Source organism: Nocardioides sp. (assembly GCF_031397825.1).
Classification (GTDB): Bacteria; Actinomycetota; Actinomycetes; order Propionibacteriales; family Nocardioidaceae; genus Nocardioides.
This window is the reverse complement of record NZ_JANNML010000166.1, coordinates 1-15,613: the sequence shown is the minus strand read 5'-3', so window position 1 is coordinate 15,613 and position 15,613 is coordinate 1. Positions and strand designations below refer to the sequence as shown.

Here is a 15,613-nt window from a genome sequence, read left to right as displayed (position 1 = left end):
TCGGTCGCGCCAGCCTAACGAACACGTTGCCCCCGACCCACAGGTGGGCCGGGGGCAACGCGCGGTGCCGATGATCGGTGCTGCGATCAGAACACGGTCAGGACGCCTTCTCGGCCGCGCGGATGCGGGCCTCGGCCCGACGGATGCGCAGCTCGCGCTCGTCGCTGGTGGGCAGACCGTGCGCCGCGTCGAGCTCGGCCTTGGCCTCGTCGATCTTGATGTCCTGGGCGAGCACGGCGTACTCGGACAGGATCGAGACCCGGTCGTTCGCGACCGAGAGGAAGCCGGCGTCGACCGCCGCCACGACGACGGGGCCGTCGACCTCGGAGATCTCCACGGTCGCCTCAGTGAGCAGCGAGAGCATCGGGGCGTGCCCGCGAAGGACACCCACGTCGCCCTCGACCGTGCGGGCGATGACCATCGAGGCCGCGCCGGACCACACGGTCCGGTCGGCCGCGACGAGCTCTACCTGCAGGTCACCCATCAGAGGTTCTTCTGGATCTCGGCCCACTTCGCCTCGACGTCGTCGAGACCGCCGCACATGAAGAAGGCCTGCTCGGCCACGTGGTCGTAGTCGCCGTCCGCGATCTTGTTGAACGCCTCGATGGTGTCCTTGACGGGAACCGTCGAGCCCTCGAGGCCGGTGAACTGCTTGGCGACGTAGGTGTTCTGCGACAGGAAGCGCTGGATGCGACGAGCGCGCGACACGATGATCTTGTCCTCTTCGGACAACTCGTCGACGCCCAGGATGGCGATGATGTCCTGGAGCTCCTTGTTGCGCTGCAGGATCTGCTTGATCCGGATGGCGCAGTCGTAGTGCTCCTGCCCGATGTACTGGGCGTCGAGGATCCGCGAGGTCGACGTCAGCGGGTCCACCGCGGGGTAGATGCCGAGCGAGGCGATCTCTCGCGAGAGCTCGGTGGTCGCGTCGAGGTGGGCGAACGTCGTGGCCGGCGCGGGGTCGGTGTAGTCGTCGGCCGGGACGTAGATCGCCTGCAGCGAGGTGATCGAGTTGCCTCGCGTCGAGGTGATCCGCTCCTGGAGCTGACCCATCTCGTCCGCCAGGTTGGGCTGGTAGCCCACGGCGGAGGGCATCCGACCCAGCAGGGTCGAGACCTCGGAGCCGGCCTGGGTGAAACGGAAGATGTTGTCGATGAAGAGCAGCACGTCCTGGTTCTGGACGTCGCGGAAGTACTCCGCCATCGTCAGGGCCGAGAGGGCCACGCGCAGACGCGTGCCCGGCGGCTCGTCCATCTGACCGAAGACGAGGGCCGTCTGGCCGATGACGCCGGCGTCGGTCATCTCCTCGATGAGGTCGTTGCCCTCGCGGGTGCGCTCGCCGACACCGGCGAACACCGACACACCACCGTGGTCCTTGGCGACGCGAGCGATCATCTCCTGGATCAGCACGGTCTTGCCGACCCCGGCGCCACCGAACAGGCCGATCTTGCCGCCGTTGACGTAGGGCGTCAGCAGGTCGATGACCTTGATGCCGGTCTCGAACATCGTGGTCTTCGACTCGAGCTGGTCGAACGCGGGCGCCTTGCGGTGGATGCCCCACCGCTCCTTGACCTCGTAGACCTCGCCCTCCTCGAGGTTGAGCACGTCACCGGTCGCGTTGAACACGTGGCCCTTGGTGATGTCGCCCACGGGGACGGTGATCGGGCCGCCGGTGTTGGTCACCGTGGCGCCGCGCACCAGCCCGTCGGTCGACTGCATCGAGATGGCGCGGACCATGCCGTCGCCGATGTGCAGCGCGACCTCGAGGATCAGCGTCTTGGTCTCGCCCTCGAGCTCGAGGTCGACCTCGAGCTTGTTGTACATCTCGGGCATCGAGTCCGAGGGGAACTCGACGTCGACGACCGGGCCGGTCACCCGGGCGACGCGGCCCGTGCTCACGGAGCCCGAGCCCTTCTGGGTCTCTTCGATTACAGCAGTCATGTCTCTCACTCGCTCTGCTAGTCGTTGGCGGAGTTGGCGTCGGCCAGCGCGTTGACGCCACCAACGATCTCGCTGATTTCCTGGGTGATCCCGGCCTGGCGGGCCTGGTTGGCGATCCGGGTGTACTTCTTGATGAGCTCGTCGGCGTTGTCCGTGGCGGACTTCATGGCCTTCTGGCGGGCCGCGAGCTCGGAAGCGGCGGCCTGCAGCAGGGAGAAGAAGATCCGGCTCTGGACGTACTGCGGAAGCAGACCGTCCAGCACGGCCTCGGCGGAGGGCTCGAACTCGTAGAGCGGGAGCACCTCGTGCGTCTCGGGTGCTTCCTCCCCCTCGATGACCTCGAGCGGGAGCAGGCGCACGGCCGTGGGCTCCTGGACCAGCATCGAGCGGAAGCGCGTGTAGACGACGTGGACCTCGTCCACGTCACCGTCCTCGCCCTGCTCCTTGAGGAACGACTCGATCAGGGCACGCCCGACCTCCGCCGCGACCTCGTAGGAGGGCTGGTCGGAGAACCCGGTCCACAACTGGACCACGGGACGCTGACGGAACCTGAAGTAGGCCTCGCCCTTGCGACCGCAGATGTACCAGTCGATCTCCTTGCCCTCGCCGCGCAGCTTCTCGGCGAGCCGCTCGGCCTCCTTGAGCACGCTCGAGGAGTAGGCACCTGCCAGACCACGGTCGCTGGTCACGACGAGGACGGCGGCCCGCTTGGGGTCGTCCTCCTCACGCGTCAACGGGTGGTCGACGTTCGAGAACGTCGCGACGGCCGACACCGCACGCGTCAGCTCCCGGGCGTAGGGCGCTGCCGCCTGAGCCCGTTGCTGCGCCTTGATGATGCGGGACGCAGCGATGAGCTCCATGGCGCGCGTGATCTTCTTCATCGACTCCGTCGACTTGATCCGCGCGCGGTACTCACGCAGCGAGAGGGCCATGGGTCAGCCTCGCTTCTGCTTGACGATCTGCTCCTGGTCCTCGTCCTCCAGCGCCTCGGCCGGGGCCTCGTGGCCGACCTTGATCGAGCCACCTTCGGAGGTCTCGAACTCGTTGAGGAAGGAGTCGTAGGCGTCGGAGAGGGAGGACTCGGTCTCGTCCTCGAACTTCATCGACTCACGGATGGCGGCCAGGATGCCGTCGTGCGAGCGACGCAGGTAGTCGAGGAACTCACGCTCGAAGCGCAGCACGTCCTCGACCGGGACGCGGTCGAGGCGTCCACTGGTGCCCAGCCACAGCGAGACGGTCATCTCGTCGAGCGGGTAGGGCGAGTAGGCCGGCTGCTTGAGCAGCGCCATCAGGCGCGACCCGCGGTCCAGCTGCTGGCGCGAGGCCGCGTCGAGGTCCGAGGCGAACATCGCGAACGCCTCCATGGCACGGAACTGCGCCAGGTCGACCTTCAGCGAGCCGGTGACCTTCTTCATCGCCTTGGTCATGGCCGCGCCGCCCACGCGCGAGACCGAGACACCCACGTCGATGGCGGGGCGCTGGTTGGCGGCGAAGAGGTCCGACTGCAGGAAGATCTGGCCGTCGGTGATCGAGATGACGTTGGTCGGGATGAACGCCGAGACGTCGTTGGCCTTGGTCTCGACGATGGGCAGACCCGTCATGGAGCCGGAACCCAGGTCGTCCGAGAGCTTCGCGCACCGCTCCAGCAGACGGCTGTGCAGGTAGAACACGTCACCGGGGTAGGCCTCGCGACCCGGCGGGCGACGCAGCAGGAGCGACACGGCGCGGTAGGCCTCGGCCTGCTTGGTCAGGTCGTCGAACACGATGAGGACGTGCTTGCCGGCGTACATCCAGTGCTGGCCGATGGCCGAGCCGGTGTAAGGGGCGAGGTACTTGAAGCCAGCACTGTCGGATGCGGGAGCGGCGACGATGGTGGTGTACTCCAGCGCCCCGGCCTCCTCGAGGGCACCACGCACGGAGGCGATGGTCGAGCCCTTCTGACCGATGGCGACGTAGATGCAGCGCACCTGCTTCGTCGGGTCACCGGAGTCCCAGTACTGCTTCTGGTTGATGATCGTGTCGATGGCGACCGTGGTCTTGCCGGTCGCGCGGTCACCGATGATCAGCTGGCGCTGACCGCGGCCGACGGGGGTCAGGGCGTCGATCGCCTTGATGCCCGTGGCGAGCGGCTCGTGCACCGACTTGCGCTGCATGACAGAGGGGGCCTGGAGCTCGAGGGCACGACGGCCGTCGGTCTCGATGTCGCCGAGCCCGTCGATCGGGTTGCCGAGCGGGTCGACCACGCGACCGAGGTAGCCCTCGCCGACGGGGACCGAGAGGACCTCGCCGGTGCGGCGCACGGTCTGACCCTCCTCGATCTTGTCGAAGTCACCGAGGACGACGGCGCCGATCTCGCGGGTGTCGAGGTTGAGGGCCAGGCCCAGGGTGCCGTCCTCGAACTCGAGGAGCTCGTTGGCCATGGCCGAGGGCAGACCGCTGATCCGCGCGATGCCGTCGCCGGCCTCGGCGACGGTGCCGACCTCTTCCTTGCCGGCGGCCTCCGGCTTGTAGTCGGAAACGAACTTCTGCAGCGCGTCCCGGATCTCGTCCGGACGGATCGAAAGCTCCGTCATGTCTGCCTACTCTCTTGGACTCTGGTGAAAATCGTGTGGTGGGGCGGGGAGCCGGCGATCAGCCGGCCAGCTTCCGTCGTGCTTCATCGATGCGCGCCGCGACCGTGCCGTCGATGACGTCGTCACCGATCTCGATCCGCATCCCCCCGAGGAGGGACGAGTCGACCAGCACGTCGAGGTGGACCTCGCGTCCGTACTGGCGCGCGAGGGCTCGCTGGAGGCGGTCGCGGTCGGCGGAGGAGAGCTCCTGGGCGACTCGCACCCGGGCGACGCTCTCCTCGTGGACCGAGGCCGCGATCTTCTGGTAGTCGGCGATCGCGAGACCCACTGTGCGGTAGGCACCCGAGAGCGCTTGCTCCGCGAGGACCAGCGACTCGGGGAGGACCTTGCCCTCGAGCAGCGCGCGCAGCAGCGCCCGCTTGTCGTCGCCGGAGCGAGCGGGGTCACCCAGGGCGCTGCGCAGCTCCGGGTTGTCGTTGATCGTCTGACCGATCCCGAACAGCTCGTCGGAGAGACGGCTGCCCTCGGCCGGCGTGCTGCCGGCCGACCGGACGACGGTCACCACCCCCAGCTGCTCGAGTGCGTCCGCGAGGTCACGCGTCGCAGTCCAGCGACGCGATACGGCATCGGCGACGAGGTCGAGAGCGACCCCGTCGATCTTGCCCTCGAAGATGGAGCGCACCAGGCCGGACTTGGCCGCGGAGTCCGTGGAGACATCCGTGGCCAGGCGGCGCAGGGCGGGCTCGGACCGGAGGACGCCCGCGACCCCGAAGAGGTCCTGACCCAGAGCGGTGCTCGGGGTCGCCACCTGGCCGAGCCGGTCGTGCAGACCGGCCACGGCCTCGGCAGAAGCGCCACGCACGGACATCAGACCGCTCCGTTGCCGGTGGTGCCGGCTCCGGTCGTCTCGATGGCCTCCAGGTCGGCGAGGAACCGGTCGACCACGCGCGCGGAGCGCTCGTCGTCCTCCAGGCTCTCGCCCACGATGCGACCGGCAAGGCCGGTCGCGAGCGCGCCCACCTCGGCACGGAGCGAGGTGACCGCCTGCTGGCGCTCCGCCTCGATCTGCGCCTTGCCGTGGTCGACGATGCGGGTGGACTCGGCCTGGGCCTGCTCCCGCATCTCCGCCAGGATCTGGGCACCCTGCTCGCGCGCCTCCTCACGGATGCGCGCAGCCTCGTGCCGAGCGTCGGCGAGCTGCTTCTCCAGCTCGGCGAGCTTGGCGTCGGCCTCGGCCTGCTTGGTCTCGGCAGCTGCGAGCCCACCCTCGATCGCGGTGGTGCGCTCGGCATACGTAGCCTCGAACGCCGGGACCACGAACTTCTTCACCAGGAAGAAGAGGATCCCAAAGACGACGAGCGAGAGCCCGATCTCGGCGAGGTGCGGGATGAGCGGGTTGAGCTCACCCTCCTCGGCGGCCCTCACCACGTACGTGGGGTTCTGTGTCTGCATGGCAGGTCCTTCGTGTTCGGTCGGTGGCCTTCGTCAGGGTCGACGAGGTCAGCTGAGGACGAACGCGAGGGCGATACCGATGATGGCCAGGGCCTCGGCGAGCGCGAAGCCGAGGATCGCGATCGACTGCAGTCGCGACTGCGCCTCGGGCTGGCGCGCGACGCCGTTGATGTAGGCGGCGAAGATCAGACCGATACCAATACCGGGGCCGATCGCAGCGAGGCCGTAGCCGACCATGTTGAGCGAGCCGTTCAGAGTGCCATCCACGGCAATCTTCCTTTCGGTTGTTTTCTTACGTCAGCTCAGTGCTCGTCAGCGAGAGCACCTGAGATGTACATGGCGTTGAGCAGGACGAACACATACGCCTGGAGGAACTGGATCAGGATCTCCAGGAAGGCAACGGCCACGAACAGCACCCACGCGAGGATGCCGACCGGGGCGTAGGCGGCACCCATCTCGACGATGAGGTACTCACCTCCGAGCGCGAACAGGATCAGCAGCAGGTGGCCGGCGAACATGTTGGCGAAGAGTCGCAGCGCGAGGGTGACGGGCCGGACGAGGATGTTGGACATGAACTCGAGAGGGATGAGCAGGGCCAGGATCGGGCCCTTGATGCCCGCAGGCACGCACTGGAGCTTCAGGTAGCCGACGAAGCCGTGCTTCTTGATGCCGGCGTAGTTGTAGATGATCCAGCTCATGACGGCCAGGCCGTAGACCATGCCCGAGCGGGAGAAGGTCGGGAACTGGATGAACGGGATCGAGGCGAAGAGGTTGTTCAGCAGGATGAACGTGAACAACGTGAAGAGGTAGGGCGTGAACCGGCGGAAGTCGTGGCTGCCGATGATGTCGCGGCCCAGCGAGTTGCGCACGAAGCCGTAGGTCTCCTCGCCGACGAACTGCAGCCTGCCCGGGACCATGGCGCGCTTGCGCGAGGCCACGTAGAAGAAGGCGAAGATCAGCACGCCCGACAAGACGACCTGGAGCATCGGCTTGGTGACGCCGAGCACGAACTCCTGTCCCATGAAGGAGAACGACGAACCGCCGCCGAATACGGGGGGAAGGTCGAAGTCCGCGGGTCCGGGAGGCGTGAAGCCCTCTCCACCCTCGGTCCGGATGCTTCCCTGCATGAGAAGTGCGCTGCCGATGCCGCTCAACGTGTCTCCTGTGTCTTCACTACGTTCTCGTGCACTACTGCTGCTTCTTCTGCGTGGTGGTGGCGGAGCTGTCCGGGATCCGGAAGCGGGCCCAGGTCTGGTAGGTCCCGAGGATCGCGCCCAGCAGGATGCCGATCGCTACCAGGAAGGTCGTGCCCAGCCAGCGATCGAGCAGCCATCCGGCGAGACCGTAGAGCAGGACCCCGGAGACCAGGTAGCCGAAAGCGTTCCAGGGATCTCCGCGTGGTCCGTCGTCGTGCTCCCCGGGGGGAATCTCCTGAGCCATCGCGAACCGGACAATAGCAGTCGCTGGTGGTCATCGCGCACCCCCCTCGGTGGGCAGGTCGTAGACCGGAATCCGGCGGCGCGTGGTCAGCAGGACCTGGCTCACGAGCCAGATCGCGGTGCCGCCGATGACCGCACCCGCGAGCCAGTCGCGGTCGAGCGTCGTGTCGAGCAGGCCGCTGCCGGAGAGGGCCGCGAAGACCATGCCCATGAGCACCACCTGGAGCACGTAGGTCGTCATCGCGACCATCAGCGCCAGCGTGGGCACCAGGCCCGCGACGACGTTGACGGCGAGGGACCCGAACCCGAGGATCCCGACGACCAGGACGGTGCCGACCAGGGCGCCGAGGGCGGCCTCGGAGCCGCTCACGACCGCGCCGACGGCGGTGGCCACGAGCCCCAGGACCACGGCGGCCGCAGCCGCACCGAGGAGCACGCTGACACCGCTGTCGCGGTCAACCTGTCCGGTGCGGGGAGCCTCGGTCGTCATCATTGGCGGCCGTTCTGTGGAGGTCGTTCGGGGTGCTCGTGAAAACTATCACAAGGTCTCGGAGCGCTCCGAATCCGGCTCCGGGAGCCTCTCCTCGGGGGCTGCGACGAGGGGTTTGGCGAAGCGCGGGAGCACGAACGTGAGCACCACCGTCACCGCAGCCATCACGCCCAACGACCCCCACATCCGGGGGCCGGTGTAGAGGCTGGCGAGCACCGTGCCGAAGGCGATCAGGGCCGCCCAGAGCCACATGATGGCCACCGCACGGCGGTGGGAGTGCCCGATCTCGAGGAGCCGGTGGTGCAGGTGCTGCTTGTCCGGGGCGAACGGCGAGCGGCCCGCCCGCGTGCGTCGTACGACGGCGAGGACGAGGTCGGCCAGCGGCACGATCAGGATGAGGACCGGCAGCGCGAGCGGCAGGAGGAAGGGCAGCAGGCTGGCCTGCGAGCCGTCGGCGCCCTGGGTGAGCTCGTTGCCGCGGAACTGCGTGGTGATCGTGAGCGCCGTGGTCGAGAGCACCAGACCGATCAGCATCGAGCCGCTGTCGCCCATGAACAGCCGGGCCGGGTGGACGTTGTGAACCAGGAACCCCGTGCAGGCTCCCGCCAGGGACGCCGAGAGCAGGGCCGCGGTCGTGGCCAGGCTGGCGCCGTTGAGGTTGGCCAGCTGGTAGCTGAAGAGGAAGAACGCCGCGGCCCCGATGCCGACCACGCCGGCGGCGAGCCCGTCGAGCCCGTCGACGAAGTTGACCGCGTTGACGGTCGCGACGACCACCACGAGGGTCAGCAGCGCCCCCTGGGCCGGGTCGAGCGCGAGCTGGTAGCCGTCGGGGCGGGGGAAGAAGTTGAACTGGAGACCGGAGTAGATGAGCAGCCCGACCGCCAGGACCTGTCCCCCGAACTTCGTCAGGGCGTCGAGGTCGAAGATGTCGTCGAGGACCCCGATGCCGCAGACCATCGCCCCGGCGATGAGCACGATCTTGGCGTCCTCGAAGACGAACGGCCCACCGTTGGAGAGGAAGGGCAGCTCGCGCGCCACGACGTAGGCCGCGACCAGCCCCCCGAGCATCGCGATGCCGCCGAGGTAGGGGATCGGCTCGGCGTGCACGTCGCGGTCGCGCACCTGGGCCACCGCACCGGTGCGCAGCGCGATCTCACGGGCGACGACCGTCAGCAGGTAGGTGACGGACGCGGCGACGAGGAAGACCAGGAGGTACTCCCTCATGCCTCTTCCCTCACTCCTCGTCCGTCAACGTCGCACCGAGCGGCTCGAGGACCTCGTTGAGCGCCTCCAGCGACAGGGCCCCGCGGCGCAGGATGCGGCCCTGGCTGCCCGTGACGTCGACGATGGTCGAGGCCTGGCCGCCCGGGGACTCCCCTCCGTCGACGATCACCGCGACCGAGTCGCCCAGCATGTCCTCGGCCTGGTCGGCATCGGTGGCCGCGGGCATGCCGGTGCGGTTGGCGGAGCTGACCGCGAGCGGACCTGTGCGCTCGAGGATCTCGAGCGTGACCGGGTGGTCGGGCATCCGGATCGCGACCGTGCCGCGGGTGTCGCCGAGGTCCCACTGCAGGGACTGCTGCTGGTGGCAGACCAGGGTCAGGGGGCCGGGCCAGAAGGCGTCGACCAGCGCCCGCGCGTAGCCGGGCACCTTGACCGCCAGCGCGTCGATCGTGGTCGCCGAGCTCACCAGGACCGGAGGCGGCATGTCACGCCCACGCCCCTTCGCCTCGAGCAGGGACGCGACGGCGTCGGGCTCGAAGGCGTCGGCACCGACGCCGTAGACGGTGTCGGTCGGCAGGACGATCAGCAGCCCACGTTGCACGGCCAGGCTCGCCGCCTCGATCGCGGACTCCAGCTCGTCGGGACTCTCGGTCGCGTAACGCTCGCTCACGGCCTCATCGTGCCAGTCGTGCCGTCACGAAGCGCGCTCGCCCGGCCAGATCGTGATGATCTCGTACGTCGGTCCAGCGCCGGGTCCGCTCGAACACCGCGGGCGCGAGCTCCCCCTGGGCGTCCGCGTGCTCGGCGCCGACGACCCCGCCCGGCCTCAGCAGGAGCGCAGCGCGCTCCTCGAGGACCCGCATCGCGTCCAGGCCGTCGTCGCCGGAGAAGAGAGCCAGGTGGGGGTCGTGGTCGCGGGCTTCGACAGCGACGGACTCCCACGCGTCGAGCGGGATGTAGGGCGGGTTGCAGGCGATCACGTCGACCTGGCCCACCAGGTCGTCGAAGGCGGTCGCGAGGTCGCCGTGGCGCAGGTCAACCCCGGTGCCGGCGAGGTTGCGCGCCGCCCAGTCCAGCGCCTGCTCGTCGAGCTCCACCGCGTGCACCTGCGCAGACGGCACCTCGTCGGCGATCGACTTGGCGATCGCGCCGGAGCCGGTGCAGAGGTCGAGCACCACGGGAGACTGCAGCGCGGACGCCTGCTCGATCGCCCACCCGGCCAGCAGCTCCGTCTCCGGCCGCGGCACGAAGACGCCGGGGCCGACACGGAGCTCGACGTGGCGGAACCAAGCGACGCCGGTCAGGTGCTGCAGCGGCTCGCGAGCGGCACGACGTGCCACCAGCACGGCGTACGCCTCGGCGACGTCGTCGGCGACCTCGTCGACCAGGAAGAGGCGCGAACGCTCGCTGCCCAACGTGTGGGCGAGCAGCTCGGCCGCATCGTGCTCAGGGCTGGCGACCCCCGCGGAGCGCAGCTGGTCGGTCGCGGCCGTCAGCAGCCGCCGACGCTGCTCCATCAGTCCTCGAGCGCCGCGAGGCGGGAGTCGAGGTCGGCCTGGATGCAGGAGTCGAGGACCGGCTGGAGGTCGCCGTCGAGCACCTGGTCGAGGTTGTAGGACTTGTAGCCCGTGCGGTGGTCGGAGATCCGGTTCTCGGGGTAGTTGTAGGTGCGGATGCGTTCCGACCGGTCGACCGTGCGGATCTGGCTGCGCCGTGCCTCGCTCGCCTCGGCGTCCGCCTCCTCCTGCGCGGCCGCGAGGAGGCGGGCCCGCAGGATGCGCATCGCCTGCTCCTTGTTCTGGAGCTGGCTCTTCTCGTTCTGGCAGCTGGCCACGATGCCCGTCGGGACGTGCGTGATGCGGACCGCGGAGTCGGTGGTGTTGACGCTCTGGCCGCCCGGCCCGCTGCTGCGGTAGACGTCGATGCGCAGGTCGTTGTCGTCGATCGTGACGTCGATCTGCTCGGCCTCGGGCAGCACGAGGACACCGGCGGCGCTCGTGTGGACGCGACCCTGCGACTCCGTGACGGGCACCCGCTGGACACGGTGGACGCCCCCCTCGAACTTGAGCTGGGCAAAGGGACCCTCCCCCGGCGCCGGCGTGCCCTTGGCCTTCACGGCGACCGTGGCCGACTTGTAGCCGCCGAGGTCGGACTCGGTGGCGTCGATCAGCTCGGTGCGCCAGCCCCGGGCCTCGGCATAGCGCGTGTACATCCGCAGCAGGTCCCCGGCGAAGAGCGCCGACTCCTCGCCGCCCTCCCCCGACTTGATCTCCAGCAGCGTGTCCTTGTCGTCGGCCGGGTCCCGCGGGATCAGCAGGTAGCGCACGCGCTCCTCCGCCTGGACGCGACCGGCCACCAGGGCGTCGACCTCGCCGGCGAAGGTGGGGTCCTCCGCCGCGAGCTCGCGCGCGGCCTCGATGTCGCCGTCGTAGGCCTGCCACTCGCGCCAGGCCGTGATGATCGCGCTCAGCTCGGAGTAGCGCTGGTTGAGGCGCTTGGCGAGGCGGGCGTCGGCGTGCGTCTCGGGAGCACCCAGCCGGGTCTCGAGCTCGCTGTGCTCAGCGAGGTAGCCCTCGACGGCCTCGAACATGAGGACTCCTGTGGTGGTCGTGGCGCCTGGCTGGTGCTGGGCTGGGGGGGTGCTGCGGACAAATCACGAGCGCCGACCCACTGCATGGAGGCAGCGGGTCGGCGCTCGGAGGTTGCTACTTGGCGTCGGCCTCGGACGGGGCCGCGGCCTTCTTGGCGTAGCGCGCCTCGAAGCGGGCGACGCGACCGCCGGTGTCGAGGATCTTCTGCTTGCCGGTGTAGAACGGGTGGCACTGCGAGCAGACGTCGGTGCGGATGGAGCCGCCCGTCGAGGTGCTGCGCGTGGTGAACTGCGCGCCGCAGGTGCAGGTGACGTCGGTGACGACGTAGTCGGGGTGGATGTCCTTCTTCATGACTGTCCTCTCTGTTCCCATTGCTGGGAGGGCCGCCGGGTCGTCCCCGCTGACTGCGGGAGCGTGAACCGGAACCAGCTGACGATAATAGGTAACGTCGCCGAGTGCTGCCTAATTCCCCGCGGCGGTCAGGGGCTGGGTCGCTGCAGGGGCTGATGCGGGCAGCGTCTCGACGGGCTGGGCGGGACCGTGCAACCGGAGGCGGATGAACACCGCGGTGCCCTCCCCCTCGGTCGACTCGATCATGACGTCGCCGGCGTGCTTGTCGATGATGGTCTGCACGATGCGCAGGCCCAGTCCCGTCCCGGCGATCTCGTTGGTCACGGCGTTGGAGGCGCGGAAGAAGCGGGTGCCGAGACGGTCCAGCTCAGCGCGAGGGATCCCGATGCCGTGGTCGCGGACCATGATCTCGACCTGCTCGTCGAGGTGTCGACCCACGACGACCTCGACGACGCCGTCGTCGTGGCTGAACTTCACCGCGTTGGAGAGCACGTTGAGCAGGGCCCGCTGGAGCATGGCGCGGTCCGAGAGCACCAGCATGGGCTGGTCGGGGGCGACCACGTCGATGCGGATGCCGCGGCGGGCCCCGGTGATGCGCACGTCGGTCACGGCGTCGCGGACCATCGAGATGACGTCGGAGGCCTCGAGATCGGTCGCGCGGCTCTCCGCTTTGGACAGCGCGAGCAGGTCGTCGATCAGGGTCTTGAGCCGGGTGACGTTGCGCCGGGTGGCCTCGAGCATCCGCTCGTGGCGCGGCTCGATGCGGTCCTCGAACTCCTCGGCGACCATCTCGAGGTAGCCGCTGATGGTGGTCAGGGGCGTGCGGAGCTCGTGCGAGACGTTGGAGACGAAGTCGTCCTTGGCGGTGTCGAGCACCCGCAGCTCGTTCTGGATGCGGCCCTCGACCGCACGGGCCCGGCTCTGCCCGTCGGCGTAGTCGTTGAGCGCGATCGCGACGGCCCGGACCTCCTTGGGTCCCCCGGCCGGAGCCCGGGCGTCCAGGTCGGTCTTCGTCATCTTCTGCACCGCTGCCTCGAGGGCCAGCAGCGGCTCGGAGAGCTCCGCCAGCAGACGCCGCCGCGACCGCCCGATCACCACCCAGGCCGCGATCGCCAGCAGGAGGACCCCGCCGATCGTGCCGCGCAACCGCAGGGTCGCCTCCTGGTGGGCCTCGCGGATCCGGGAGGCGAGCGCGCGCTCGGTCTCGGCGTGGGCGGAGGTCACCTCGGAGAAGAGCTCACGCCCGACCCGGAAGCGCTGGGGCGCGAAGGACCCGGCACCGCCCTCCGCGACGATGCGCGGCGCCGCATAGCCGTCGACCCAGGCCTGCACGGTGTCCTCCAACCGGGTGACCAGCAGGTCCAGCTCGGCGTCGCCGTCCGTCAGGCGCCGGACGATCTCCTGGTCGGCCGGCAGCCTCCGGAAGGCCTGTGTGTAGTCGTCGCGCGCCGACGCCTGGCCGCTCTGCACCCAGGCGCCCACGGCGCCATCCATCTCGGTGACGTCGAGGAGCACCGCGGCGTTAGCGTCGGCCGACCGCTCGACGTCGTCGGTCAGGTGGTCCACGGAACGCACCGAGAGGACCACCCCGACCACGCAGACGGCCGCTATCGCCGCGACCAGCATGCCGACGCGGAAGAACACCGGTCCGACGAGGCGCGCGACCGGTCGGCCGCGCTCGACCTTGGGGGGCTTCCCCGGGGATCTCCCCGATCGCGGGGTCGGTCGGGGAGACGGTGTGCTGCGCACTGCTGCGACCACGGTCCCCCCTCACGAGCGGCGGCCCCCACCGCCGAGCACAACGGTACTCGTTGACGGGGGTCGCTCGTGGGACAACGCGTGGGGTGGTCCAGGCAGCTCGGCGAGCTCCAGGAGCAGTCCGCTAGGAGACACCGCCCTGGGCCCGCGCGAGCAGGGCCTCGACCCGCGAGGCCAGCTCGCGGGGGCTGAACGGCTTGGTGATGTAGTCGTCGGCTCCGGAGTCGAACCCGGTCTCGACGTCGGACTCCTGGGCGCGAGCCGTCAGCAGGATCACCGGCAGGTCGACCAGCGCCGGGTCGGCGCGGATCAGCCGGATGGCGTCGAGCCCCGAGGTGCCGGGCATCATCACGTCGAGCACCGCCAGGTCGGGACGCTGCGCCTGGCAGGCCTCGACGGCCGCGGCCCCGTCGCCCACGGCGACGATCTCGTGCCCGAGCGTCGACAGCTTGAACTCGACGAGCTCACGGATGTCCACGTCGTCATCAGCGACCACGATGCGTGCCACGTCGTCCCTCTCCCCTGGTGGTAGTGCGGTCAGCCTAGCCCCGGTCGGACTCAGTCGTCCGAGCCGCCTGCCGTCGGCGTGGTCTTCTGGACCTGGAGCAGGAACTCCATGTTGCTCTGCGACTTCTTCAGGCGCTCCAGGAGCAGCTCCAACGCCTGCTGGCTGTCGAGCCCGGAGAGCACGCGGCGGAGCTTCCAGATGATGGCCAGCTCCTCTTTGCTCATCAGGAGCTCCTCGCGACGGGTGCCCGACTGCACGGCGTCGATCGCGGGGAAGATGCGCTTGTCGGCGAAGTCGCGACGCAGCCGGATCTCCATGTTGCCGGTGCCCTTGAACTCCTCGAAGATCACCTCGTCCATCTTCGAGCCGCTCTCGATCAGGGCCGTGGCCAGGATCGTCAGCGAGCCGCCGTTCTCGATGTTGCGGGCGGCCCCGAAGAACTTCTTCGGCGGGTAGAGAGCAGCCGAGTCGACGCCACCGGACAGGATCCGGCCGCTCGCAGGAGCGGCGAGGTTGTAGGCGCGGCCCAGCCGGGTGATGCCGTCGAGCAGCACCACGACGTCGTGGCCGAGCTCCACGAGGCGCTTGGCCCGCTCGATCGCCAGCTCGGCCACCATGGTGTGGTCGGAGGCCGGGCGGTCGAAGGTCGAGGAGATGACCTCACCCTTGACGGAGCGCTCGAAGTCGGTGACCTCCTCAGGACGCTCGTCGACCAGCACCACCATGAGGTGGCACTCGGGGTTGTTGGTGGTGATCGAGTTGGCGATCGACTGCATGATCATCGTCTTGCCGGCCTTGGACGGCGACACGATGAGCCCGCGCTGACCCTTGCCGATGGGCGCTGCGATGTCGATGACACGGCCGATGAGGTTGCCCGGCTCGGTCTCGAGGCGCAGTCGCTCCGACGCGTAGAGCGGCGTCAGCTTCTGGAACTCCACCCGGTTCCTGGCGGTCTCGGGGTCGGCTCCGTTGACGCTCTCGATGTGCACCATCGGGTTGAACTTGGCCTTGCCCTCGCCCTCGCGCGGCTGACGCACCTGGCCGAGGATCGCGTCGCCCCGACGCAGGCCGTACTTGCGGACCATCGACAGCGAGACGTAGACGTCCTCGGTGCCGGGGAGGTAGCCGCTGGTGCGCACGAAGGCGTAGTTGTCGAGCACGTCGAGGATGCCGGCCGCCGGGACCAGCACGTCGTCCTCGAGGATCGTGGTGTCGGGCTCGTTGCGACCCGCTCCGCCCGGCCCGGCCTGACGGCCGTTGCGGTCGCGGTCGCGGCCGCGCCGCCG

General features: G+C 69.2%; 18 protein-coding genes. All 18 read right to left on the bottom strand.

The annotated features are described in order from the left end of the window. Nucleotides 1–97: 97 nt before the first annotated feature. The gene (locus RMN98_RS14520; protein ID WP_309649531.1) at nucleotides 98–484 is read right to left on the bottom strand and encodes a F0F1 ATP synthase subunit epsilon; all 387 of its coding nucleotides are present in this window, start codon (nucleotides 482–484) and stop codon (nucleotides 98–100) included. Next, the gene (gene atpD / locus RMN98_RS14515; RefSeq protein ID WP_091111509.1) at nucleotides 484–1,941 is read right to left on the bottom strand and encodes a F0F1 ATP synthase subunit beta; all 1,458 of its coding nucleotides are present in this window, start codon (nucleotides 1,939–1,941) and stop codon (nucleotides 484–486) included. The genes RMN98_RS14520 and atpD overlap by 1 nt, the downstream gene beginning before the upstream one ends. A gap of 17 nt (nucleotides 1,942–1,958) precedes the next feature. Further along, entirely contained in the window at nucleotides 1,959–2,873 is a 915-nt protein-coding gene (locus RMN98_RS14510) for a F0F1 ATP synthase subunit gamma (protein WP_309649530.1), read from the bottom strand. A 3-nt stretch (nucleotides 2,874–2,876) separates the two neighbouring features. Then, nucleotides 2,877–4,514, bottom strand: a complete 1,638-nt coding sequence (gene atpA / locus RMN98_RS14505; protein ID WP_309649529.1) for a F0F1 ATP synthase subunit alpha — start codon at nucleotides 4,512–4,514, stop codon at nucleotides 2,877–2,879. 58 nt (nucleotides 4,515–4,572) lie between these two features. Continuing rightward, nucleotides 4,573–5,382, bottom strand: coding sequence for a F0F1 ATP synthase subunit delta (locus tag RMN98_RS14500; protein WP_309649528.1), 810 nt, complete (start codon nucleotides 5,380–5,382; stop codon nucleotides 4,573–4,575). Then, nucleotides 5,382–5,966: a F0F1 ATP synthase subunit B gene (locus tag RMN98_RS14495; RefSeq protein WP_309649527.1), complete on the bottom strand. Its 585-nt coding sequence runs from the start codon at nucleotides 5,964–5,966 to the stop codon at nucleotides 5,382–5,384. Before RMN98_RS14495 ends, RMN98_RS14500 begins: the two co-directional genes overlap by 1 nt. Nucleotides 5,967–6,014: 48 nt before the next feature. Beyond that, nucleotides 6,015–6,203 (bottom strand): ATP synthase F0 subunit C, encoded by a 189-nt coding sequence (atpE, locus tag RMN98_RS14490; RefSeq protein ID WP_174813006.1) that lies wholly within the window; start codon nucleotides 6,201–6,203, stop codon nucleotides 6,015–6,017. A 65-nt stretch (nucleotides 6,204–6,268) separates the two neighbouring features. Beyond that, entirely contained in the window at nucleotides 6,269–7,093 is an 825-nt protein-coding gene (gene atpB / locus RMN98_RS14485) for a F0F1 ATP synthase subunit A (protein WP_397209701.1), read from the bottom strand. A gap of 61 nt (nucleotides 7,094–7,154) precedes the next feature. Next, nucleotides 7,155–7,406 (bottom strand): AtpZ/AtpI family protein, encoded by a 252-nt coding sequence (locus RMN98_RS14480; RefSeq protein WP_309649525.1) that lies wholly within the window; start codon nucleotides 7,404–7,406, stop codon nucleotides 7,155–7,157. Nucleotides 7,407–7,436: 30 nt separating this feature from the next. Beyond that, nucleotides 7,437–7,898, bottom strand: coding sequence for a hypothetical protein (locus RMN98_RS14475; RefSeq protein ID WP_309649524.1), 462 nt, complete (start codon nucleotides 7,896–7,898; stop codon nucleotides 7,437–7,439). A 45-nt stretch (nucleotides 7,899–7,943) separates the two neighbouring features. Next, nucleotides 7,944–9,119, bottom strand: a complete 1,176-nt coding sequence (locus RMN98_RS14470; protein ID WP_309649523.1) for an MraY family glycosyltransferase — start codon at nucleotides 9,117–9,119, stop codon at nucleotides 7,944–7,946. Between the two features lie 10 nt (nucleotides 9,120–9,129). Continuing rightward, nucleotides 9,130–9,789 (bottom strand): L-threonylcarbamoyladenylate synthase, encoded by a 660-nt coding sequence (locus RMN98_RS14465; protein ID WP_309649522.1) that lies wholly within the window; start codon nucleotides 9,787–9,789, stop codon nucleotides 9,130–9,132. Between the two features lie 4 nt (nucleotides 9,790–9,793). Continuing rightward, entirely contained in the window at nucleotides 9,794–10,636 is an 843-nt protein-coding gene (gene prmC / locus RMN98_RS14460; RefSeq protein ID WP_309649521.1) for a peptide chain release factor N(5)-glutamine methyltransferase, read from the bottom strand. Continuing rightward, nucleotides 10,636–11,709, bottom strand: a complete 1,074-nt coding sequence (prfA, locus tag RMN98_RS14455) for a peptide chain release factor 1 (RefSeq protein ID WP_309649520.1) — start codon at nucleotides 11,707–11,709, stop codon at nucleotides 10,636–10,638. The genes prmC and prfA overlap by 1 nt, the downstream gene beginning before the upstream one ends. Before the next feature lie 115 nt (nucleotides 11,710–11,824). After that, a complete protein-coding gene (rpmE, locus tag RMN98_RS14450) occupies nucleotides 11,825–12,061 on the bottom strand; it encodes a 50S ribosomal protein L31 (protein ID WP_309649519.1) in 237 nt (78 codons plus the stop codon). 111 nt (nucleotides 12,062–12,172) lie between these two features. After that, nucleotides 12,173–13,705 carry an ATP-binding protein gene (locus RMN98_RS14445; protein WP_309649518.1) on the bottom strand — a complete coding sequence of 511 codons (1,533 nt, stop codon included), beginning with the start codon at nucleotides 13,703–13,705 and terminating at the stop codon, nucleotides 12,173–12,175. Nucleotides 13,706–13,943: 238 nt separating this feature from the next. After that, a complete protein-coding gene (locus RMN98_RS14440) occupies nucleotides 13,944–14,327 on the bottom strand; it encodes a response regulator (protein ID WP_309649517.1) in 384 nt (127 codons plus the stop codon). A gap of 50 nt (nucleotides 14,328–14,377) precedes the next feature. Further along, on the bottom strand, nucleotides 14,378–15,613 hold a 1,236-nt coding region (gene rho, locus RMN98_RS14435), incomplete at its 5' end, for a transcription termination factor Rho (RefSeq protein ID WP_309649516.1).